The organism is Mycobacterium sp. NGS66, assembly GCF_059812225.1.
Genome location: NZ_JCALCG010000004.1, coordinates 231,853 through 252,867, shown reverse-complemented (window position 1 = coordinate 252,867; position 21,015 = coordinate 231,853). Strand labels below are relative to the sequence as shown.

Sequence of the window (21,015 nt, the reverse complement as noted above, 5' to 3'; positions counted from 1 at the left end):
CGGCGATTCGTTCGTGCTCAGGACGGACGCCTCGTCAGGCCGATCGACGCGGGAATCCGCTCGGCCGAGATGCGTTGCCGGAAAACCCAATACGTCCAGCCCTGGTAGACCACCGTCAGCGGGGCCATGACGGCCGTCACCCAGGTCATGATCTTGAGCGTGTACGGCGTCGACGACGCGTTGTAGATCGTCACGCCCCATTCGTCATTCAGCGTCGAGGGCACCAGATCGGGATACAGCGAACCGAACAACAACACCACGACGGCAACCACCACCAGGGCGGTGCAGACAAACGCCCAGCCGTCGGCCGCGCGCCGCCACACCAGGATCACCGCGGCCAGCTGCGCCACCACGGCAACCGCCAGCACCGCCCAGGTCCAGCCCTTGCCATGTGCCAGTTGGGTCCAAATCCCAAACCCCGCAACCAATCCCGTCACCGGAAGCGTCAGCCACACGGCGATCCGGTAGGCGTCGTCGCGGATGGCGCCAGACGTCTTCAACGCCAGAAACACCGCGCCATAGAGTGCGAACAGCCCGGCCGTCGCCAGCCCGCCCAGTAGCGTATAGACATTGAGCACGTCGCCGATCGACGGGTGAATCTGGCCTTTGGCGTCAACGGGCAACCCGCGCACCAGGATTGCGAACGCCACCCCCCACAGCAGTGCGGGCAGCCAAGAGCCGGCCGCAATGCCGAAGTCCGCCCAGCCGCGCCATTTCGTGTCGTCGATTTTGCCGCGCCATTCGATGGAAACGACACGCAGGATCATGCCGAACAGGATCGCCAGCAGCGGCAGGTAGAGCGTGGAGAAGACGGTGGCGTACCAGCCGGGAAATGCGGCGAACATGGCTGCGCCGGCGGTGATCAGCCAGACCTCGTTGGCGTCCCAGATCGGGCCGATGGTGTTGAGCGCGGTGCGCCGATGGGTTTCCGGATCGCCGTGTCCCCAGCGGGCCAGCGGTTCCATCAACATGCCGACGCCGAAGTCGAAGCCCTCGAGGAAGAAGAAGCCGAGGAACAGCAACGCGATGAGACCGAACCACAACTCCTGCAGTCCCATCACTCAGCTCCTTTCCCCAACGGCTCACACGGTGTCAATACGCGAACGACAGCGGCGCCACCTCGTCCTCGTCCGGTGCGCGGGCCGGGGCCGGCTCGGCGTCGTGTTCCAGCGGTCCTTCGACGATGTAGCGCTTGAGCAGGAAGAACCACACGACCGCGAGCACGCCGTAGACCAGGGTGAACAACGTCAGCGAGATGACGACGACGCCGGAACCGTGGTTGGAGACGCCTTCGGCGACGGTGAGCCGCACCTGCTGATCGCCCGTCGGATTCGGCACGACGATCCAGGGTTGGCGGCCCATCTCGGTGAAGACCCAGCCGGCGCTGTTGGCCAGGAACGGGGTCGGAATGGTCAACAGCGCGAACCAGGCGAACCAGCGCTGATTCGGGACCCGCCCGCCGCGGGTGAGCCACAGGGCACACAAGGCGAACAGCACCGGAATCGCCAGGAGTCCAATCATGGCGCGAAACGACCAGTAGGTGACAAACAGGTTGGGCCGGTAGTCATTTGGCCCGAATCGCTGTTGGTATTCCTGCTGCAGATTACGAACGCCTTTGAGCGTGACGTCCTTCGCCTTGCCTTCGGCCAGGATCGGCAGCACGTAGGGCACCTGGATGACGCGGCTCAGGTGGTCGCAGTTGTTCTGCCTGCCGACGGTCAGGATGGAGAAGTCCGGGTCGGTTTCGGTGTCGCACAACGATTCCGCGGATGCCATCTTCATCGGCTGCTGCTGGAACATCAGCTTGCCCTGATGGTCGCCGGTGAAGAACAACCCGGCCGTGGCGGCCAACGCAACACCGCATCCCAGGATCGTGGCGGGACGGAACATGGTTCGTGCGGTTGGTTCAGGCTCGTCGGCCGTGTCGGTTGGTGCTTCGGCACGGTGCGAGCGCACCAGCCACCACCCGCTCACCGCGGCGACGAAGGTCGCGGCGGTCAGCAGGGCGCCGAGGACCGTGTGGGTGAACGCCGCTTGCGCAGTGTTATTGGTCAGCAGGGCCCCGATGCTGTTCAGTTCGGCTCGGTGAGTCCCCGGGTTGTAGTGCGCCCCCACCGGGTGCTGCATGAAGGAGTTCGCCGCGATGATGAAAAATGCGGAGACGTTGACCCCGATCGCCACAATCCAGATGCAGGCCAGGTGGACCAGTCGGGGCAGTCGGGTCCAGCCGAAGATCCACAGGCCGATGAAGGTGGATTCGAAGAAGAAGGCGGCCAGGCCCTCCATGGCCAGCGGTGCGCCGAAGATGTCGCCGACGAACCGCGAGTACTCGCTCCAGTTCATGCCGAACTGGAATTCCTGCACGATTCCGGTCGCCACGCCGATGGCGAAGTTGATCAGGAACAACTTCCCGAAGAACTTGGTGAGGCGGTACCAGGCGACGTTGTCGGTGACCACCCACACGGTCTGCATCACGGCCAGCAGGGGAGCCAGCCCGATCGTCAGCGGGACAAAGATGAAGTGGTAGACGGTCGTGATGCCGAACTGCCACCGCGAAATGTCGACGACATTCATCTCGTCATCTCCGGGGCTGCAGGGACGTAGTCTGCTACGACGCAGTGTAGTAGGACGCCGGGGGAGACGCCACCGTCGATTCCGCTACGGCAGCTGCTCAGGGCGGCTAATGCGGGACACCGCCTCACCGAGCGTTTTCGACGCCTTGCGGATCGCGAACGACGACACGATCTCGGAGACGCCGATTACCACGAGCCATACGCCCACCACCCACGCCAGGATCACGATGGTGTCGAACGGTGATCCGAGCATGATCATGCCGGCCAGCAGGCTCATCACGCCTAGGAAGATCTCCCACCCGCGGCCCGGCAGGGTGGGGTCGTGGATGGCCGAAACCGTCGTCGCCACACCACGGAAGATGAACCCGATGCCGATCCAAATCGCCAACAGGTACACGGCGGTCGCCTCGTTGCCCGTGCCGAAATGACGAAATGCCAGGAATGCCAAGACCAATGCGGCGGCCCCGCTGATGAACAACAGCACGCGGCCGCCCGCCGAGATGTGCAAGCTGAACGCGAACACAACTTGCCAGATGCCGGTGACCAGTAGGTAGACGCCGAAAATGACCGCGGCGACCAGGACCGTTCGGCCCGGCCATGCCAGCACCACGATGCCGAGGGCCAGCGTCAGAAGACCCGATATCAGGGTGGATTTCCACAAGTGGGGCAACAGGGTTGGAACAGCGGGGGTTGCAGGGGTTGGTTCCATGGCCGCAGTGTGTCACATGCGCCCGTCGCGGCATAGACGTACGGAGCTGCTAAACGGTCGCGGTATCCGCTTCCTGCACGACCAGGTCACCGGAGTCTTCGACCGGCTTGCGTCCGATCAGATACCACGTGCGCATGACGCCCTTGCCCTTGACGTCGATGCTGCCGCGCGCCTGTAGCACATAGCGGTCCTTGAGGCGCTCGTAGACCGTCTCGGGAACTTGAATCCGGCCCACGGAGTCGGTGGTTTCCATCCGCGACGCGACATTTACGGCGTCGCCCCACACGTCGTAGAAGAACCGGCGCGACCCGACGACACCGGCGACCACCGGGCCGTTGGCCATCCCGATCCGGATGGGTACCGCCTTGCCGTAAGGATCCTTGAGTGCGGCTGCCGCATCGGCCATGTCGAGGGCGAAGTCGGCCAGCGCCTCGACGTGATCGGGCCGGGGTCGCGGCACCCCGCTGACCACCATGTAGGAATCGCCGCTGACCTTGATCTTCTCCAGCCCGTGCTTGTCCACCAGCGCGTCGAATGCGCTGTACAGGCGATCCAGAAATCGCAGCAGCTCGGCCGGGGCGGTGCCGCTGGCTCGCTCGGTGAACCCGGCAATGTCGGCGAACAGGACCGAAGCATCGTCGTACTTGTCGGCGATGACGTCTCGCTCCGGATCCTTGAGCCGCTCCGCGATGCTGGCCGGCAGCATGTTGACCAGCAGCGCTTCCGAGCGGTCGTACTCCGATTCCATGACCGCCTCGGCCCGCGCGGTGTCGCGCAGGGCGAACCACACCGTCACCACCGCTACGCCGATGGCCGACAGAGTGGTGATGACAAAGCCCAGCGACTGGGCCCAGGCCGGTTGCAGCCCGGTGTTGCTCGGCACCAGGAACTCGGTCGCGATGATCAGGCCGGCGGCGACCGCCGCCAGACAGCCCGCCAGCACGATGTGTTCGATGCCGAGCACCAGCACCCCCAGACAGGCGCCGACCAGGAAGAAGAAATGGGCGCCCGAACCGGTGCCCACGTCCCAGACGCTGGCGAAGACGGTGGCGTAAGCCGCGCTGACGAACGTCAGCGGCGCCACCAATTCTCCGAAGCGGTGCAGCATCGGGACGATCGCGAAGATCACCGCGCCGGCGACGTTGACCAGGACGACCTGCCAGAGCCACGCGCCGATCAGCAGTTGCATCGCGACAAAGGCGATACTGACCACCACGGCCAGCCACGCGGCGATGTTGAGTACCCGAGCGCGACGCGCCACACGCTCTGCGTAGTGCTGGTCGCGGTCACGAGTTTGCGCCCGCACCGCCGCGACACAGTCCGGGCGGCGCGACGAGCCGTCCACTCCTGCTGATGAGGCACGACATGCTTTTGCGCCCACGTTAAGAGACTAACGGTTGAATTCACCATTGTCGGCCCTCTCATCAGCACCGCTAGGCACCTCATGGGTGAGCCACTCGGAAATGCGGTGCAGTGACAACGACTCGTTGGGCATGATGTGGTGCACCGGGTGTCCGTCGCGGGTGGCCAAATCGGCGATCATGCGTCGATGGCAACGCCACCAGGTCGGCTCGCCACACATGATGGCGACATTGCGGGTTTCGGCATCCCTGAGCAGTTTTTGGTAGGCGGCTTGAAAGCCCGGCGTGCGGGTATGTGCGGCGTAATTGGCGAATGCCGCGTTCTCCCACCACTGATCGCGCGCTGACGCGCGGGCGGGTGGCTTGCGTCGTCCACCCAGGTCCGGCACGTGCCGATAGGCGATGCCGGCGCGGGCCAACCACCCCGGCATTGCTTGCTTGGACACGTCAGGGTTGCGGCGCGAGCCCGGGAAGCTGCGGACGTCGACCAGCAATTCGATGCCGTGCCGGCGAAGTGCGGCGGTCAGTTGCTCGGCGGTCTTCGCGCCATGCCCGATCGTGTACAGCATGCTCTCGGAGTGCCCACGACAGCAGCCGGTATAGCGGGATCCGCTCGGCTAGGTGCATCCACTGACATGGATCCGCCGCCCGGCTCCCACGCACACACTTACCGGCGGAGGTGGCGGTGGTGGCGGAAAGTCCTGCGGCAGCGGCGCATAGGCAGCCGGCGGCGGTGCGTAGGCGTCGACCGTATCGGCAACGTTGGTACACCCGCTGACGGAAATACGCCTGCCCGCGCCCACGCAGACGTCGGCGTTGGCCACACCGGTGGGTTGCACGACGGCATATATCTCAGGAATTGAGGTCAAAGCCAAAACCGCGATTCCGTCGGCTGCCCGAGACCGCACCCACAGATTCATCGCGGTCTCCCCTCAGGGGATTTAGCTGAGGGCAATTGTGCGAATTCAGCGGATTGATATTCCGGAAGTGCTCTTGCGCTCGCCGAGCGTGTACTCACTGCGAGAATCAAGCGAAAATCTCGCAGCCAGTACACGTTCGGCGTCGAGCTGGCCTGCGATGATCGGCGCACTCGGCTAATGCACCTCCGGGATGGTCAGCCGAGCATAGACTCAGGCAATGGTCAAGATTGTGGTCGCGGGGGTTTTGCTGGCATCCGCTGTGGTGTTGTCGCCGACACCCGCTGCGCATGCCGATATATGCGGCGACGTTGGTGGTCGCCACGTCTCGGTGGGCGTGTGCGCTGACCCGGGGGCGAGGGTAGCGACCGCCGCCGACGCCGAGGCGGCGGGGCAGGCCGCCGCTGGCCAGCCGCCGTGCTACACAGTCGAAGGCGTGCCGTACTACACGCCAGACGGCGACCCCTGCTAGCCGACGCCCCACGTCGATTGCCGGGTGTTCGCTGTCTGCGGTTCAAGACCCTGCTAGGTCACCAGACGGCCGCGCTCACCTTGGACCGGCAGGGGCACCTAGTTCCTGACGATTGGGGCCGGATCGCGGACGCGTTCGAAGCTGCTGACCGACTGCGTACTGGCCGACCGCTGCCCGCTGTGGCATCCGGCGAAAATATGCCATGAGCAGGCGTTATGCGTGCCCTCGGTGGGATTCGAACCCACACTGTACGGGTTTTGAGTCCGTTTCCTCTGCCAGTTGGGATACGAGGGCTGGTCTGTGCTCGGCAGCCAGCTTAGATGAGACCCGACGTCGCTGGTCATTGCCGCCCACGACACAATGTCCGTCATGACGGGCTCCATGACCGACGCCGACGCCGCCACGCCGCGCCGGGTCCTGATCGCTGAAGACGAAGCGCTCATCCGATTGGACCTTGCCGAGATGCTGCGGGAGGAGGGGTACGACATCGTCGGAGAAGCCGGTGACGGCCAGGAAGCCGTCGAGCTGGCCGAGCTGCACAAGCCGGACCTGGTGATCATGGACGTCAAGATGCCGCGCCGCGACGGTATCGACGCCGCATCGGAAATCGCCAGCAAGCGCATCGCACCGATTGTCGTGCTGACCGCGTTCAGCCAGCGGGACCTCGTCGAGCGCGCCCGCGACGCGGGAGCGATGGCCTACTTGGTGAAGCCGTTCACCATCAGCGACCTGATCCCCGCCATCGAGTTGGCCGTCAGCAGGTTCGGCGAGCTCAGCGCGCTGGAGCAGGAAGTGGCGACGTTGACCGAGCGGCTGGAGACCCGCAAGCTCGTCGAACGGGCCAAAGGCCTATTACAGGCAAAGCAGAACATGACCGAGCCGGAAGCGTTCAAGTGGATTCAACGGGCCGCCATGGACCGGCGGACCACCATGAAGCGGGTCGCCGAAATCGTGCTGGAAACCCTGTCCGACCCCACCGACGCGTAGCGCGAGCGTCCGCGTATGTACGCCGATACGCCATGTTGGGCGTACATTTGCGGTCCCTCGCCGGGGAAAAGTCCTTACCGAGCCACGATCACCGATGAGCCGTGACCGAACAGCCCCTGGTTCGCGGTGACGCCGACGGTCGCGTTCTCCACTTGGCGGCCGGTGGCCTGACCGCGCAGCTGCCAAGTGAGTTCGCAGACCTGAGCAATCGCCTGCGCGGGAATGGCCTCCCCGAAGCACGCCAGTCCGCCCGACGGGTTGACCGGAACCTTGCCGCCAATGGTGGTCGCGCCGCTGCGCAGCAACGCCTCGGCCTCACCTTTGGCGCACAGCCCCAAGTGTTCGTACCAGTCGAGTTCCAGCGCGGTGGACAGGTCGTAGACCTCGGCCAGGCTCACGTCTTCCGGCCCGATACCCGCCTCGGCATACGCGGCGTCGAGGATCTGGTCTTTGAACACCCGATCCGGTGCAGGCACCACAGCGGTGGAATCCGTTGCGATATCCGGTAATTCGGGCAGGTGCTGGGGGTAGCGCGGAGTGACGGTGCTGACCGCGCGGACCGACGGCACACCGTCGAGCGAGCCCAGATGCTTGCGGGCGAAATCCGCGCTTGCCACGATCAGCGCCGCGGCCCCGTCGGAGGTGGCACAGATGTCGAGCTGCCGCAACGGCTCGGCCACCACCGGGCTGGCCAGCACGTCCTCGACCGAGGACTCCTTGCGGTAGCGAGCATTGGGGTTCTGCAGGCCATGCCGGGAGTTTTTGACCTTCACCTGGGCGAAATCCTCTGGTGTAGCGCCGTAGAGGTCCATCCGGCGCCGCGCAAGCAGCGCGAAGTACACCGGGTTCATCGCGCCGATCAGGTGGAACCGTTGCCAGTCGGGGTCGTTCTTGCGTTCCCCGCCAACCGGAGCAAAAGCCCCCTTGGGAGTGGTGTCGGCGCCGATCACCAGCGCGACGTCGCAGAAGCCCGCCAGGATCTGCGCCCGCGCGCTCTGCAACGCCTGCGACCCGCTGGCGCATGCGGCGTAGCTGGAGCTGACCGGCACGCCGTTCCACCCCAGCTTCTGCGCGAACGTCGACCCGGCAATAAAGCCCGGGTAGCCGTTGCGAATGGTGTCGGCCCCGGCGACCAGCTGGATCTGGCGCCAGTCCAGCCCGGCCTCGCGCAGCGCCGCCCGCGCGGCGACGACGCCGTATTCGGTGAAGTCCCGGCCCCATTTGCCCCACGGGTGCATTCCGGCGCCCAGGATGTACAGCGGTTCGGGAGTGCTCGGTGTCATCAGCGCCGCTCCTCCTCATCGCTGCCCTCTACATCGTCGCCGGCGGACGAGATCCTCCACGCGTACACGATGCGCTCGATGCCGTCGTCATCGGTGAACAGCGGCATCGTGGTCAACTCCATCTGCATCCCGACTTTCAAGTCGGCCGCCAGCGTGCCCGCAACCACCTTTCCCAGCACGATGAGTCCCTCGTCGGCAAGCTCCACCGCCGCGATGGCAAACGGCTCGAAGGGATCGGGCGCGGGGTAGGGCGGCGGTGGGGGATAACGGTTTTCGGTGTAGCTCCACAGCTTTCCCCGGCGGGACAAGGCGACCGACTCCAGGGTGTCGCTGTCGCAGGCCGGGTTGGGGCAGTTGTTCTCGCGTGGCGGGAAGACGTACGTGCCACACTGCGGGCACTTGCTGCCGATCAGATGCGGATTGCCGGCGTCATCGGTGGCGAACCATCCATCGATCGCCGGTTCTTGGCTGGTGACCTCGGGCATCGGGCCAGCCTACCGAGCGCCAGCCCAAAACTGAAACGTGTTCCAGTTCGAGGGGCGCATGGCCCGTCGGACCGACTGCCTAGAGTGAAAGCCGTGACCGAGGACGGCAAGCCGACACTGATGTTGCTGGACGGCAATTCGTTGGCGTTTCGCGCCTTCTACGCGTTGCCGGCGGAGAACTTCAAAACGCGCGGCGGGCTGACCACCAACGCGGTCTACGGCTTCACCGCCATGCTGATCAACCTGCTGCGCGACGAGTCGCCGACGCACATCGCGGCCGCATTCGACGTATCACGGCAGACCTTCCGTTCCGAGCGCTACCCGGAATACAAAGCCAACCGGTCATCGACCCCAGACGAGTTCCACGGCCAAATCGACATCACCAAGGAAGTCCTTGCGGCACTGGGCATTACCGTGCTCGCGGAGCCCGGCTTCGAGGCCGACGACATCATCGCGACGCTGGCCACGCAGGCCGAGAGCCAGGGCTACCGGGTGCTGGTGGTCACCGGCGATCGTGACTCGCTGCAACTCGTAAGCGACGACGTGACCGTGCTGTACCCGCGCAAGGGCGTCAGCGAGCTCACCCGCTTCACCCCGGAAGCCGTCGTCGAGAAGTACGGACTCACCCCCAAGCAATATCCGGACTTCGCCGCCCTGCGCGGTGATCCCAGCGACAACCTGCCCGGCATTCCCGGTGTCGGGGAGAAGACCGCGTCCAAGTGGATCGCCGAGTACGGCACGCTGCAATCGCTGGTCGACAACGTCGACTCGGTGCGCGGCAAGGTGGGAGACGCGTTGCGCGCGCACGTGGCCAACGTCGTGCTGAACCGGGACCTCACCGAGTTGGTGCGCGATGTGCCGTTGGCGCAGACGCCCGACACTCTGCGGCTGCTGCCCTGGGACCGCGACCAGATCCACCGGCTTTTCGACGACCTCGAGTTCCGGGTGCTGCGCGACCGGCTGTTCGAGACGCTGGCGGCGGTCGAGCCCGAGGTCGACGAGGGTTTCGACGTGCGCGGCGATGCACTGGAGCCGGGCACGGTCCGGCAGTGGCTGGCCGAGCACGCCGGTGACGGACGTCGGTCTGGGCTGGCCGTCGTGGGCACCCATCTGCCCTACGACGGGGATGCCACCGCGCTGGCCATCGCCGCGGCCGACGGCGAAGGCGGCTACATCGACACCGCGACATTGACAACCGACGACGACGCCGCGCTGTCGGCCTGGCTGGCCGATCCCGGGCAGCCGAAAGCCCTGCACGAAGCGAAGCTGGCCATGCACGACCTCGCCGGACGTGGGTGGACGCTCAACGGGGTCACCTCCGACACCGCGCTGGCGGCCTATCTGGTGCGCCCGGGTCAGCGCAGCTTCACCCTCGACGACTTGTCGTTGCGCTACCTACGCCGCGAGCTGCGCGCGGAAACGCCTGAACAGCAACAGCTTTCGCTCCTCGACGACATGGACGGGGTGGACGCGCAAGCCGTCCAAACGGTCATCCTGCGGGCCCGGGCGGTGCTGGATCTCGCCGACGCGCTCGACGAAGAGCTCGCCCGCATCGACTCCACCGCCCTGCTGGGCGAGATGGAGCTCCCGGTTCAGCAGGTGCTGGCCGACATGGAGGCCGCGGGCATTGCCGTCGACCTGAAGATGCTGACCGAGCTGCAAAGCCAGTTCGGTGATCAGATCCGCGACGCCGCCGAGGCCGCATACGCCGTGATCGGCAAACAGATAAACCTGGGCTCACCCAAGCAGCTGCAGGTCGTGCTCTTCGACGAACTGGGCATGCCAAAGACCAAGCGCACCAAAACCGGCTACACCACCGACGCGGACGCGCTGCAGTCGTTGTTTGACAAGACCGGGCACCCGTTCCTGCAGCATCTGCTGGCCCACCGCGATGTCACCCGGCTCAAGGTCACCGTCGACGGATTGCTCAATTCGGTGGCCGCCGACGGCCGCATCCACACCACGTTCAACCAGACGATCGCGGCGACGGGCAGGCTGTCGTCGACCGAGCCCAACCTGCAAAACATCCCGATCCGTACCGACGCCGGACGTCAGATCCGCGACGCGTTCGTGGTGGGGAACGGCTACACCGAGCTGATGACCGCCGACTACAGCCAGATCGAGATGCGGATCATGGCGCACCTGTCCTGCGATGAGGGCCTCATCGAAGCCTTCCGGACGGGGGAGGACCTGCACTCGTTCGTCGCGTCGCGTGCATTCGGGGTGCCGATCGAGAAGGTCACCGCGGAGTTGCGGCGCCGAGTCAAGGCCATGTCGTACGGGCTGGCCTACGGGCTGAGTGCGTACGGGTTGGCCGCCCAGCTGAAGATTTCCACCGAAGAGGCGAAGGTCCAGATGGATCAGTACTTCGCCCGCTTCGGCGGGGTGCGCGACTATCTGTTGGACGTGGTCGAGCAGGCCCGCAAGGACGGCTATACCTCGACGGTGCTGGGTCGCCGGCGGTACCTGCCCGAGCTGGACAGCAGCAATCGTCAGGTCCGCGAGGCCGCCGAGCGGGCGGCGCTCAACGCGCCGATTCAGGGCAGCGCGGCCGACATCATCAAGGTGGCGATGATCGAAGTCGACAAGGCGCTCAAAGCGGCCGGGCTGGCGTCGCGCATGTTGCTGCAGGTACACGACGAACTTTTGTTCGAAATCGCGCCCGGCGAGCGGGAGCAGGTCGAGGCCCTGGTCCGCGAGAAGATGGGCGGTGCATATCCGCTCGACGTCCCACTGGAGGTGTCAGTGGGCTACGGCCGCAGCTGGGACGCGGCGGCTCATTAGGCGCTGACCCGGACGGGACTCCGACCACGAATTACCAGCTGGGAAGACCGGGTTTGTCCAGCATGTACGCAGTCGAGTAGCCTCGACAGGTGCCCGTTGGTGCGCTATGGCGGGTCACACCAACAACAACTGTCACTTAGTCCCTACGACCTGACCCTGTCCGGAGCAAACCAACAATATGCCGAGTCCCACCGTCACCTCGCCGCAAGTAGCCGTCAACGACATAGGCACCAGCGAGGACTTTCTCGCAGCAATCGACAAAACGATCAAATACTTCAACGACGGCGACATCGTCGAAGGCACGATCGTCAAAGTGGACCGGGACGAGGTGCTCCTCGACATCGGCTACAAGACCGAAGGGGTCATCCCCGCCCGAGAGCTCTCCATCAAGCACGACGTCGACCCCAACGAGGTCGTTTCCGTCGGCGATGAGGTCGAAGCCCTGGTTCTCACCAAGGAGGACAAAGAGGGCCGGCTGATCCTGTCCAAGAAGCGCGCCCAGTACGAGCGCGCCTGGGGGACCATCGAGGCGCTCAAAGCCAAGGACGAGGCCGTCAAGGGCACCGTCATCGAGGTGGTCAAAGGTGGCTTGATCCTCGACATCGGGCTGCGCGGCTTCCTGCCCGCATCGCTGGTCGAGATGCGCCGGGTGCGCGATCTGCAGCCCTACATCGGCAAGGAGATCGAAGCCAAGATCATCGAGCTGGACAAGAACCGCAACAACGTGGTGCTGAGCCGCCGGGCCTGGCTGGAGCAGACCCAGTCCGAGGTGCGCAGCGAGTTCCTCAACCAGCTGCAGAAGGGCACCATCCGCAAGGGTGTGGTCTCGTCGATCGTCAACTTCGGCGCGTTCGTCGACCTCGGCGGTGTGGACGGTCTGGTGCACGTCTCCGAGCTGTCCTGGAAGCACATCGACCATCCCTCCGAGGTGGTCCAGGTGGGCGACGAGGTCACCGTCGAGGTGCTCGACGTCGACATGGACCGCGAGCGGGTCTCGTTGTCGCTCAAGGCAACCCAGGAAGACCCATGGCGGCATTTCGCCCGCACCCACGCCATCGGGCAGATCGTGCCGGGCAAGGTCACCAAGCTGGTCCCGTTCGGTGCGTTCGTCCGCGTCGAGGAGGGCATCGAGGGCCTGGTGCACATCTCCGAGCTGGCCGAGCGGCACGTCGAGGTACCCGACCAGGTGGTCGCCGTCGGCGACGACGCCATGGTCAAGGTCATCGACATCGACCTGGAGCGCCGCCGAATCTCGTTGTCGCTCAAGCAGGCCAACGAGGACTACACCGAAGAGTTCGACCCGGCCAAGTACGGCATGGCCGACAGCTACGACGAGCAGGGCAACTACATCTTCCCCGAGGGCTTCGACCCCGAAACCAACGAATGGCTCGAGGGTTTCGACGCCCAGCGCAACGAATGGGAAGCCCGCTACGCCGAGGCCGAGCGCCGGCACAAGATGCACACCGCGCAGATGGAGAAGTTCGCCGCCGCCGAGGCCGCCGGACATGGCGGTGGCGAGCAGGCACCATCCAGCAGCGGCGCTCCCGAAAAGGCGGCCGGTGGTTCGCTGGCCAGCGACGCCCAGCTGGCCGCCCTGCGGGAAAAGCTCGCCGGCAGCGCCTAATCCGGCACGGATGCTGCGCATCGGGTTGACCGGCGGTATCGGCGCCGGTAAGTCGGCGCTGTCCGCGACCTTCGCGGAATGCGGTGGGATCATCGTCGACGGCGATGTCATCGCCCGCGAGGTGGTCGAGCCGGGCACCGAGGGACTGGCAGCACTGGTCGACGCGTTCGGTGAGGACATCCTGCGGCCCGACGGGGCGCTGGATCGGCCGGCGTTGGCCGCCAAGGCATTTGCCGACGACGAGGAACGCAAGAAGCTCAACGGCATCGTGCACCCACTCGTTGGTAAGCGTCGGGCGGAGATCATCGCGTCTGTGTCCGACGACGCCGTTGTGGTGGAAGACATTCCGTTGCTGGTGGAGTCGGGAATGGCGCCGCTGTTCCCGCTGGTGGTGATCGTGCACGCCGACGTGGAACTGCGGGTGCGACGGCTGGTCGAGCAACGTGGCATGTCCGAAGACGACGCCCGCGCGAGGATCGCCGCGCAGGCCACCGACGAGCAGCGTCGTGCCGTCGCCGACATCTGGCTGGACAACTCCGGCAGCCCAGATGCTTTGGAGCAGCGCGGCCGAGACGTATGGAACAACCGGATATTGCCGTTCGCACACAACTTGAGTGAACGCGAGATCTTCCGAGCACCTGCCCGATTGGTCCCAGCCGATCCCACGTGGCCCGCTCAGGCGCAGCGCATCCTCAATCGCTTGAAGACCGCGTGTGGTCATCGGGCGTTGCGGGTGGACCACATCGGGTCGACGGCGGTGCCGGACTTCCCGGCCAAGGACGTCATCGACGTCCAGGTCACCGTCGAATCACTCGCTGTCGCAGATGAACTCGTCGAGCCGCTGCTGGCCGCCGGGTATCCACGCGTCGAGCGCATCACCGCGGACTGGGGAAAGGTTGATGCCCGCAGCACCGTCGGCCGCTACGACCACAGCGACGATCCGGCGCTGTGGCACAAGCGGTTTCACGGATCGGCGGACCCCGGCCGGCCCACCAACGTGCATATCCGGGTCGACGGCTGGCCGGATCAACAGTTTGCATTGCTGTTCGTCGACTGGCTGAAGGCTAATCGTGCTGCGCGCGAGGACTATCTGGAAGTCAAGCGCGCGGCCGAACGGAGCGCGGCACTGCATGGCGCGGACACGACCCACTACGCCGAAGCCAAGGAGCCGTGGTTTGCCGACGCCTACCGCAGAGCCTGGGAGTGGGCCGATTCCACCGGTTGGCGGCCTTAGATCGGCGCGCCGCACTGCAGCACGCCGTTGTTCGGATCGGCATTACCGGGCACCGGCGCGACGCGCTGGTCGACTTGCACGAAAACGTTGTCGTCCACGTCGATCTCGCAGTGCACGTTGGCCGAGTAGGGCCAGCGCACCACGATCCGCAGGCCGGCCTTTTGCGGGTCGTCGAGCACGGTGTTGGCCTCAAACCCGCGGCCCGGCAACGTGCCTAACGGTGCCGTGTTGGTCTGTCCGCCGGTGATGACGAAGGTCGCCTGACTGCCGGTCGTCACGCCGTCGACCCTGGCGATGTAGGTGATGTTGTGCAGTTCGGCCCGTGCCGTCGCCGGAAACAGCTGAGAGCCAGCCGCTATCAGCGTCACGGCGGTCATCGGGAGCCAGCTACGCAGGTATGGACTCATAGTCGCTGAGATTACGCCCGACGATATGGGGGGCCTGCCGCACCTATTGGTTCTGACAGCTTGGGCACCACCACGACGTGCGTCCGTTTATCCGGGTATGACTCAACGCTGCGCCGCAACGTGGGCAGTGCGGTTCGGGGTCGTCGCGCGCTGCGGTAAGCCAGCGCGGCAGGCCGGGGACGCGCCCGTGCCGCACCGCGGTGCGCAACACCGCAGCCATCGCGGAATGCAGGCGTTTCACGTCGCCGGCGGTCAGGTCGGGGACCGGACGGGTTGGCGGTATGCGTGCCCGCCAGCAGATCTCGTCGACCAACAGGTTGCCGAGGCCGGCGATCACCGATTGGTCCATGAGCGTCGTTTTCAACCGACCACGTCTACCCGACAACGCCTCGCGGAACGCGCGCAGGCCGATGCCCAGCGCGTCGGGACCCTGCGGTCCGGTGATGTGCCCGATGTCGTCCTCGTCCCACGCCAGCCAGATGCCGCGCAGCTTGCGGAGGTCGGCGTAGCGCAGTTCGCCCACGTCCAGCGATAGCACCAGCCGCTCGTACCCCTTTTCGGCAGCGCGCTCGGGGGCGTAGTACGGATGGCCGGTCATGCCACTGTGCACCAACAGCGTCGGGCCGTCGGTCGGCAGGATTAGCCATTTGCCATGCCGGCGTGGAGATTTGAAGCAATGCCCGCTCAGCTGACGTCGGAAAGCCGCAGCGGTGATGTTGCGCAGAACGCCGGGATCGCGCACCTCCACATGCGTGATCTGCCGGCCCGGCAAGGCGTCGGCCAATTCGCGCCGAAACCCTTCCACATCGGGCAACTCAGGCACGAAGCCTCGCCAGGCGCCGCACCAACGATTGCGAGTACCGCGGCATAGCGGGCCTTGGATCAGGTTGTTGCGCAGGATGTTTAGGGACATCACGGATAGTCAGCGTGGGCGGGCGGTAGTTGCGCGATGCCATACCGGAGAGTTCCCGGCGTGCCGGTGCAGAAACTCAGGGTCCGCCGCGCCAGTGTTCGATGCGGTGATGGTCCGGGGTGAAGCCGTGGTCCACACCCCACAGCACCGCCTGAGTGCGGCTGGCAACGCCGATTTTGCGGTAGATCGTGCGGATGTAGGACTTCACCGTGTTCGGACTCAAGTAGGTCAGCCGCGCGACGTCGGCATTGCTCATGCCCTGCGTGATCAAGGCCAGGACCTCTGACTCGCGGTCACTCAGCCCTTCGCCGCGGCCGGGCCAGTCCAGCCCCGGAACGCTGCGCGCGCGCCCTTCGACGTCGCTGATGACCACCTCGCCGGCGTGTACCGCCTCCAATGCGGCGACCAACTCCCGTGCCGGGAGAGTCTTCGACAGATACCCGTGTGCTCCGTGTTGCCGTGCACTTTCGACGAGATCTGGGTGAAAGTTCCAGGTGTAGACCACAACTCGGCGCGCACGGGGGTTGGCAACCAGTACCCCGATCTCTTCGTGATCAGATTCGGGTTGGGCGAATGAGTCGTACAAGACGATGTCGACCGTGTCTTTGACGGGCATGGTGGAGTCGAGTTCCGCGATTACGATGCGGTCCCGGTATGGCTCGAGCATGTTGGCCACGCCCTTGACGACAACGTCATAGTCGTCGACGAGCGCCACCGTGATCGGCCGCCGAGGCGAAGCCGGCATGTCGGCGAGATTACCTCCTTAAGGGTGTATTTCTACCCCCCTTAAGGGTGGTCGACTGAGAGCAGAAGTCGGGTCGACCGACCCGGCCGGTCACCATCAACGAGGAAGGCTCGTCATGATTATTCTCGGCATCATCCTGCTGGTCGCAGGGCTCGTGCTCAAGATGCACATCCTGTGGACCCTCGGGATTATCGCACTTGTGGTTGGCGTGATCCTGGCGATTCTGGGCAGCACCGGACGAGCCGTGGGCGGCCGTCGGCACTACTTCTAACTCCCGCAATAGTCGACCCTGCGGCGTTGTGCTGCAGCTCACAAAAGCGCGGTTGGTTCAGTTGCGCGCCGGGTATTCGACACGTGTATGAGAGGAGGACGAGATGCCCTTATGGGAATGGGTTCTGATCGTGGCCGGCGTCGTCGTCGTGGTCGCGCTGGTGGTCGTCGCCGCGGCCTTGGTCAGCAGCCGCAGAAAAACCGAACGTCTCAAGCAGCACTACGGCCGTGAATACGACCGCTTGGTGTCCGACACCGGGAGCCAGAAGAGCGCAGAGAATGAACTGATCGCGCGGGAACGCAAGCGGAAAAGTCTCGACATCGTCCCGTTGACACCCTCGGCTCTCTCGGATTTCACGACGCGCTGGCATGAGGTACAGACGAAGTTCGTCGACGACCCGGCGACGGCCGTCGGCGTCGCTGATCGTCTGGTCACCGAGGTAATGCGCGAACGGGGTTACCCGGTCGATGATTTCGAGCAGCGGGCAGCTGACATCTCGGTAGAGCATCCGCAGATCGTCGATGACTATCGGGCCGCGCACCGCATTCACCTGCTGCAGCAGCAGGGCAATGTCAGCACCGAGCAGCAACGCGAGGCGTTCGTGCATTTTCGGGCGCTGTTCGAAAAGCTGCTCGAGACCGATACAGAAAGGGCCAGGTCCAAGGAGGCAAGCGCATGACTACGCATGAACATCAAACGTTGACCGGCTCGCAGGACGAGTACCAGTCGCAACCGCCACCAGTTGCCGGACAAGAGCAGAACCAGAGCCAAGCGTCGGATTACGCGGCCGGTTATGACGGAACAGCACCCGCGGCCGAGACCGCGCCCGCATCCCCGGAACTCGCCGGCGCAGAACGCGAAGCACCAACAGCCGATACGCTTTTCGCCGACGATGAGCTCGCGGAGTTGCGTGCGCGGTGGGCCGGTGTGCAAGCGGCATTCGTCGACGATCCGAAGGAATGCGTCCAGAAGGCGGACGTCCTGGTCTCCGATCTCGTGGAGCAGCTCACCAACGGTTTCGCCCGAGCGCGCTCGCGTCTCGAAGAGCAATGGGCTCAGGGCCAGGAAGCTTCTACGGAAGACCTTCGTTTGGCGTTGATGCGTTATCGCGAATTCTTCGAGCGGCTACTCGCGGTTTGACTCGGCGAACCAGGCTGTGCGGCACTGGTTTCGCTCGCTAGCGCCAGGTGAGTTCCATCCCGCTGCCCGCCAACCACCGGCCGAGGTCATAGCCGTTGCGGGCCAGCCCGTCGATCGCGGTTACGGCCCGCCGCACCGCCTGTTCGGCGGCTTCCGGGGTCAGCAGCCCATGCCGGACGGCGTCCAGCAGCTCGTCGATGTCGGCCAGGTTCGCCCCTCGGCCGGTGCGGACGGCGATGTCGAGGTAGTGGTCCTCGGAACGCCAGATGTTTGGGCCGGGCGTGTATTCGCCGATGTCGAGGTAGTAGTCCTGATCCCGCTCGTGACCAGGGTTGAAGTGAAACACGGTGGCGCGCAGGCCCAATGACGGCAAGAGCCACGATTCGAGGTAGTGGAATTGCGCCCGGCCCGGAGTGGGCCGCGCCAGGTACAGCCCCCAGGGTTGTACGACGTACTCGTCGACGGCCCGCACGATGCCCTTGGGATCGGTGTTGGTGCGGGCGCGGAGGTCGAACGTTTCGTGCTTCGGTGGATGGATGGCTCTCAGCCTACCTACCGTCTCAGCCGAATCTTCCAGCGCACAAAGCAGGTATAGAACAGGGAGAGCCCGGCCAGCACGCCCATGTCGATCAGCCAGATCTTCGGCACGTGTTGCCACAGCCGATCCTGCGGCAGCAGCGAACCCGGAACCAGGGTCCGCAGGTCGGCCGTGGCGGCCGCGGCGGCGTAGCCCCATCGCGCCGGCACCAGCGCCGAGACCTGTTCCAGCCCAATGCGGTTGGTCACCGGGACCATCCCGCCGCACAGCACCAGCTGCACCATGATCGACACCACGAACAACGGCATGATCTGTTCGGTGGAGCGGACCAGCGAAGAGATGACCAGACCCAGCATTGCCGAGGCCACACACGTCGCGGCCACCGCCGCAAACAGCTCGATGCCGGCGGCCAGCGCAGTGTGGCCCAGCACCACGGCGCCACGCGTCGGCGCGCCCTTGCCGACGACCACGATCGCCGTGGCAATCGCCGCCTGCAGGACGGCGAAGACGCAGAAAACCCCGGTCTTGGCCAGCAGGTAGGCACTCGTCGACAAACCGACCGCCTGCTCTCGCTGAAAGATGGCGCGCTCGCCGACCAGGTCACGGATCGTCAGCGCTGTGCCCATGAAGGCGGCGGCGTTGACCAGCAGGTTGAGTATCTGTGCGGATTCGTCGGGCGGGCTGGCGTGCTCGGAGGCGATATGGAATCCACCCGAGCCCGGAACCGTCAGCGCCAGCGCGCCAAGGATGAACGGCAGCAGCGCCAGGAACAAGAAGTAGGCCCGGTCGGCCACCACCAGGCGCACCTGCCGGCGAGCGATCGTCGAGACCTGACGCCGCAGGCTGGTATGCACCGGCTGGCCCAGTTCGGCGGGCTCTGTCTCCGGCCGCTTCGGTGCCTGGTTCGTGGCCTGGTCCCGGGCCCGGAAGCGGCGGTTGGCTTCCTCGGGGTCGGCGCCCACATTGGTAAAGATCTTGGCCCAGTTGGTGGTGCCCATTGCGTCGCCGATGCGATCGGGCGGGCCGCAGTAGGCGGTCTTGCCGCCGGGTGCCACCAGCAACAGCTGGTCACAGATGTCGAGGTAGGACAGCATGTGCGTCACCACGATCACCACCCGGCCGGCATCGGCCAGTTGGCGCAGCATCATCATCACCTGGTGGTCCAGCGCGGGGTCCAGGCCCGACGTCGGCTCGTCCAGGATCAGCAGCGATGGCCCGGTGAGCAGTTCGAGCGCTACCGAGGCGCGCTTGCGCTGCCCGCCGGACAGCTTGTCCACCCGGGTGTCGGCGTGCTTGGTCAGGTCGAGTTCGTCGAGTACCTGTGCGACGACCCTGGCGCGGTCGGCTTTGCCGGTGTCGGGCGGTAAACGCAGTTCCGCCGCGTAGCCCAGCGCCTGGTTGATGGTGAGCTGTCGATGCACGACGTCGTCTTGTGGGACCATGCCGATCCTGCTGCGCAGCGACGCATATTCGGCATGGATGTCGTGTCCCGCGAAAGTGACCCACCCGCCCGTGGGGCGGGCATATCCGGCGATCAGCCGCGCGAGCGTGGTCTTGCCCGCGCCCGACCCGCCGATGATCGCCGTCAGCGTCCCGGGTCTGGCGGTCAGTGAGATGTCGTCCAGCAGCTGTTTGCTGTCGACGCTGTACCTGACGCCGCGCACCTCCAGACCGCCGGTGCGGGTCGCGGCCTCAGCGCGCGGGACCAAGGTGCTGTTGGTGAAGACCAGGTCGACGTTGCCGACCGTCACCACGTCGCCCTCGGACAAGATCGCCGATCCGACGCGGGTGCCGTTGACGAACGTCCCGTTGACGCTGCAGTCCCGGATCTCGGTGCCCAGCGGCGTCAGCGCCAACGTCGCGTGCTCACGCGAGGCCAAGACGTCCGAGACGACGATGTCGCTCTCGGCCGCACGACCAACCGTGACGGCGCCGGCCGTTCTCGGGTGTCCAGGATTGCCGGCCGATCGCTGGGAAAGAAACTTGACCATCCGCGTTGCCAGGTTCGACGAGTCGCCGGCCCTGACGTCGATCAGGGTCGACTCGACCGCCGGCGCCGACTTCGGCGGAGCCTTGCGTCCGGCGTCGACCACCGTGCGCTCTACGGGCGGTGCAGACCGCCGCGGCGCCTCCTTGCGTAACCCGGGCGCCGGATGCCGGCGCTGGGGTGGCCGGCCCCCGGGCGGAGGTTCGGGTGTCACCGTCCAGGCCAGGGTCGGCGGCCCGGAGTGGGTCGTTGACCTGGACTGCGCCGGCCGCCGGGGGGTTCCCGGCCGGGAACCGAGCTCGAAGGTCAGCCGCGGTCCTTCCGGGTTGCCGACGTTGACGCTCTGTCCGTCGTGCACGTCGAACACCGGCATCCGGTAGCCGTTGACATAGGTCCCGTTCAGCGAGCCGTTGTCGATTGCCAGCCATCGGCCCTGATCAAAGCGCACAATCAGGTGCTCGCGGGAGATTCGCGGGTCGGCGATCCGAAAATGGGCCTGCGGGTCGCGTCCGATGATCACCTCCTGGCCTGCCGCAAACGACTGTCGAGATCCGTTGTGCCGGATGGTCAATGTGGGCGGGACGG

Annotated in this window: 20 protein-coding genes, 1 tRNA gene and 3 pseudogenes; 8 read left to right on the top strand and 16 right to left on the bottom strand. The window is 65.5% G+C overall.

What is annotated here, in order from left to right:
* Positions 1-17: 17 nt before the first annotated feature.
* The 6 genes from cydB to AC5Y2L_RS11080 all read right to left on the bottom strand — a co-directional run bounded on the left by cydB (position 18) and on the right by AC5Y2L_RS11080 (position 5,551).
* Positions 18-1,058, bottom strand: a complete 1,041-nt coding sequence (gene cydB, locus AC5Y2L_RS11105) for a cytochrome d ubiquinol oxidase subunit II (protein WP_499935754.1) — start codon at positions 1,056-1,058, stop codon at positions 18-20.
* Positions 1,059-1,092: 34 nt separating this feature from the next.
* Positions 1,093-2,574 carry a cytochrome ubiquinol oxidase subunit I gene (locus AC5Y2L_RS11100; protein WP_499935752.1) on the bottom strand — a complete coding sequence of 494 codons (1,482 nt, stop codon included), beginning with the start codon at positions 2,572-2,574 and terminating at the stop codon, positions 1,093-1,095.
* Positions 2,575-2,658: 84 nt separating this feature from the next.
* Entirely contained in the window at positions 2,659-3,282 is a 624-nt protein-coding gene (locus AC5Y2L_RS11095) for an HdeD family acid-resistance protein (protein ID WP_499935751.1), read from the bottom strand.
* A 49-nt stretch (positions 3,283-3,331) separates the two neighbouring features.
* Positions 3,332-4,663, bottom strand: coding sequence for an adenylate/guanylate cyclase domain-containing protein (locus AC5Y2L_RS11090; RefSeq protein ID WP_499935749.1), 1,332 nt, complete (start codon positions 4,661-4,663; stop codon positions 3,332-3,334).
* 9 nt (positions 4,664-4,672) lie between these two features.
* On the bottom strand, positions 4,673-5,212 hold the full coding sequence (locus AC5Y2L_RS11085; protein ID WP_499935747.1) for a DUF488 domain-containing protein: 540 nt from the start codon (positions 5,210-5,212) through the stop codon (positions 4,673-4,675).
* Positions 5,213-5,260: 48 nt separating this feature from the next.
* Entirely contained in the window at positions 5,261-5,551 is a 291-nt protein-coding gene (locus tag AC5Y2L_RS11080; protein ID WP_499935813.1) for a hypothetical protein, read from the bottom strand.
* Between the two features lie 229 nt (positions 5,552-5,780).
* Here AC5Y2L_RS11080 and AC5Y2L_RS11075 point away from each other — a divergent pair, with 229 nt between their 5' ends.
* Positions 5,781-6,032, top strand: coding sequence for a hypothetical protein (locus AC5Y2L_RS11075; protein WP_499935746.1), 252 nt, complete (start codon positions 5,781-5,783; stop codon positions 6,030-6,032).
* A gap of 220 nt (positions 6,033-6,252) precedes the next feature.
* Here the strand turns inward: AC5Y2L_RS11075 and AC5Y2L_RS11070 are convergent.
* Positions 6,253-6,326, bottom strand: a tRNA-Leu gene (locus AC5Y2L_RS11070).
* A gap of 75 nt (positions 6,327-6,401) precedes the next feature.
* Here AC5Y2L_RS11070 and AC5Y2L_RS11065 point away from each other — a divergent pair.
* Positions 6,402-7,019 (top strand): ANTAR domain-containing response regulator, encoded by a 618-nt coding sequence (locus AC5Y2L_RS11065; RefSeq protein WP_499935744.1) that lies wholly within the window; start codon positions 6,402-6,404, stop codon positions 7,017-7,019.
* Between the two features lie 74 nt (positions 7,020-7,093).
* Here the strand turns inward: AC5Y2L_RS11065 and AC5Y2L_RS11060 are convergent, their stop codons facing one another.
* Positions 7,094-8,302: a lipid-transfer protein gene (locus AC5Y2L_RS11060; protein WP_499935742.1), complete on the bottom strand. Its 1,209-nt coding sequence runs from the start codon at positions 8,300-8,302 to the stop codon at positions 7,094-7,096.
* A complete protein-coding gene (locus tag AC5Y2L_RS11055; RefSeq protein ID WP_499935741.1) occupies positions 8,302-8,787 on the bottom strand; it encodes a Zn-ribbon domain-containing OB-fold protein in 486 nt (161 codons plus the stop codon). Before AC5Y2L_RS11055 ends, AC5Y2L_RS11060 begins: the two co-directional genes overlap by 1 nt.
* A gap of 120 nt (positions 8,788-8,907) precedes the next feature.
* Here AC5Y2L_RS11055 and polA point away from each other — a divergent pair, with 120 nt between their 5' ends.
* From polA to coaE, 3 genes are all read left to right on the top strand, one after another.
* Positions 8,908-11,571, top strand: coding sequence for a DNA polymerase I (gene polA, locus AC5Y2L_RS11050; protein ID WP_499935812.1), 2,664 nt, complete (start codon positions 8,908-8,910; stop codon positions 11,569-11,571).
* Positions 11,572-11,749: 178 nt separating this feature from the next.
* A complete protein-coding gene (rpsA, locus tag AC5Y2L_RS11045; protein WP_499935739.1) occupies positions 11,750-13,195 on the top strand; it encodes a 30S ribosomal protein S1 in 1,446 nt (481 codons plus the stop codon).
* Positions 13,196-13,205: 10 nt separating this feature from the next.
* The gene (gene coaE / locus AC5Y2L_RS11040; RefSeq protein WP_499935738.1) at positions 13,206-14,429 is read left to right on the top strand and encodes a dephospho-CoA kinase; all 1,224 of its coding nucleotides are present in this window, start codon (positions 13,206-13,208) and stop codon (positions 14,427-14,429) included.
* On the opposite strand, the gene AC5Y2L_RS11035 is transcribed toward coaE, so the two are convergent.
* From AC5Y2L_RS11035 to AC5Y2L_RS11025, 3 genes are all read right to left on the bottom strand, one after another.
* On the bottom strand, positions 14,426-14,836 hold the full coding sequence (locus tag AC5Y2L_RS11035; protein ID WP_499935737.1) for a hypothetical protein: 411 nt from the start codon (positions 14,834-14,836) through the stop codon (positions 14,426-14,428). The two genes, coaE and AC5Y2L_RS11035, sit on opposite strands and share 4 nt — an antisense overlap.
* Before the next feature lie 43 nt (positions 14,837-14,879).
* On the bottom strand, positions 14,880-15,659 hold the full coding sequence (locus tag AC5Y2L_RS11030; RefSeq protein ID WP_499935735.1) for an Fpg/Nei family DNA glycosylase: 780 nt from the start codon (positions 15,657-15,659) through the stop codon (positions 14,880-14,882).
* Positions 15,660-15,825: 166 nt separating this feature from the next.
* Positions 15,826-16,494, bottom strand: coding sequence for a LuxR C-terminal-related transcriptional regulator (locus AC5Y2L_RS11025; RefSeq protein ID WP_499935734.1), 669 nt, complete (start codon positions 16,492-16,494; stop codon positions 15,826-15,828).
* A 115-nt stretch (positions 16,495-16,609) separates the two neighbouring features.
* Between AC5Y2L_RS11025 and AC5Y2L_RS11020 the strand changes: the two genes are divergently transcribed.
* The 3 genes from AC5Y2L_RS11020 (at position 16,610) to AC5Y2L_RS11010 (ending at position 17,905) form a co-directional block, all read left to right on the top strand.
* Entirely contained in the window at positions 16,610-16,765 is a 156-nt protein-coding gene (locus tag AC5Y2L_RS11020) for a DUF6131 family protein (protein WP_499935732.1), read from the top strand.
* A gap of 103 nt (positions 16,766-16,868) precedes the next feature.
* Positions 16,869-17,444, top strand: coding sequence for a hypothetical protein (locus tag AC5Y2L_RS11015; RefSeq protein WP_499935731.1), 576 nt, complete (start codon positions 16,869-16,871; stop codon positions 17,442-17,444).
* A complete protein-coding gene (locus AC5Y2L_RS11010) occupies positions 17,441-17,905 on the top strand; it encodes a hypothetical protein (protein WP_499935730.1) in 465 nt (154 codons plus the stop codon). Before AC5Y2L_RS11015 ends, AC5Y2L_RS11010 begins: the two co-directional genes overlap by 4 nt.
* Before the next feature lie 37 nt (positions 17,906-17,942).
* On the opposite strand, the gene AC5Y2L_RS11005 is transcribed toward AC5Y2L_RS11010, so the two are convergent.
* From AC5Y2L_RS11005 to AC5Y2L_RS10990, 4 genes and pseudogenes are all read right to left on the bottom strand, one after another.
* Complete coding sequence (locus tag AC5Y2L_RS11005; RefSeq protein WP_499935728.1) at positions 17,943-18,377, bottom strand: ribonuclease FAU-1 family protein; 435 nt, start codon at positions 18,375-18,377, stop codon at positions 17,943-17,945.
* An 80-nt stretch (positions 18,378-18,457) separates the two neighbouring features.
* A pseudogene (locus tag AC5Y2L_RS11000) lies at positions 18,458-19,267 on the bottom strand (ABC transporter permease); the annotation flags it as partial.
* Positions 19,268-19,636: 369 nt separating this feature from the next.
* Positions 19,637-20,056: pseudogene (locus AC5Y2L_RS10995) on the bottom strand (ATP-binding cassette domain-containing protein); the annotation flags it as partial.
* 117 nt (positions 20,057-20,173) lie between these two features.
* Positions 20,174-20,950, bottom strand: a pseudogene (locus AC5Y2L_RS10990) (FHA domain-containing protein); the annotation flags it as partial.
* Positions 20,951-21,015: the final 65 nt, after the last annotated feature.

Coding starts and splice junctions, on each gene's coding strand:
- cydB (WP_499935754.1), bottom strand. CDS start 1,058: ATGGGACTGCAGGAGTTGTGGTTCGGTCTCATCGCGTTGCTGTTCCTC.
- AC5Y2L_RS11100 (WP_499935752.1), bottom strand. CDS start 2,574: ATGAATGTCGTCGACATTTCGCGGTGGCAGTTCGGCATCACGACCGTC.
- AC5Y2L_RS11095 (WP_499935751.1), bottom strand. CDS start 3,282: ATGGAACCAACCCCTGCAACCCCCGCTGTTCCAACCCTGTTGCCCCAC.
- AC5Y2L_RS11085 (WP_499935747.1), bottom strand. CDS start 5,212: ATGCTGTACACGATCGGGCATGGCGCGAAGACCGCCGAGCAACTGACC.
- AC5Y2L_RS11075 (WP_499935746.1), top strand. CDS start 5,781: ATGGTCAAGATTGTGGTCGCGGGGGTTTTGCTGGCATCCGCTGTGGTG.
- AC5Y2L_RS11065 (WP_499935744.1), top strand. CDS start 6,402: ATGACGGGCTCCATGACCGACGCCGACGCCGCCACGCCGCGCCGGGTC.
- AC5Y2L_RS11060 (WP_499935742.1), bottom strand. CDS start 8,302: ATGACACCGAGCACTCCCGAACCGCTGTACATCCTGGGCGCCGGAATG.
- AC5Y2L_RS11055 (WP_499935741.1), bottom strand. CDS start 8,787: ATGCCCGAGGTCACCAGCCAAGAACCGGCGATCGATGGATGGTTCGCC.
- polA (WP_499935812.1), top strand. CDS start 8,908: ATGTTGCTGGACGGCAATTCGTTGGCGTTTCGCGCCTTCTACGCGTTG.
- rpsA (WP_499935739.1), top strand. CDS start 11,750: ATGCCGAGTCCCACCGTCACCTCGCCGCAAGTAGCCGTCAACGACATA.
- coaE (WP_499935738.1), top strand. CDS start 13,206: ATGCTGCGCATCGGGTTGACCGGCGGTATCGGCGCCGGTAAGTCGGCG.
- AC5Y2L_RS11035 (WP_499935737.1), bottom strand. CDS start 14,836: ATGAGTCCATACCTGCGTAGCTGGCTCCCGATGACCGCCGTGACGCTG.
- AC5Y2L_RS11025 (WP_499935734.1), bottom strand. CDS start 16,494: ATGCCGGCTTCGCCTCGGCGGCCGATCACGGTGGCGCTCGTCGACGAC.
- AC5Y2L_RS11020 (WP_499935732.1), top strand. CDS start 16,610: ATGATTATTCTCGGCATCATCCTGCTGGTCGCAGGGCTCGTGCTCAAG.
- AC5Y2L_RS11015 (WP_499935731.1), top strand. CDS start 16,869: ATGCCCTTATGGGAATGGGTTCTGATCGTGGCCGGCGTCGTCGTCGTG.
- AC5Y2L_RS11010 (WP_499935730.1), top strand. CDS start 17,441: ATGACTACGCATGAACATCAAACGTTGACCGGCTCGCAGGACGAGTAC.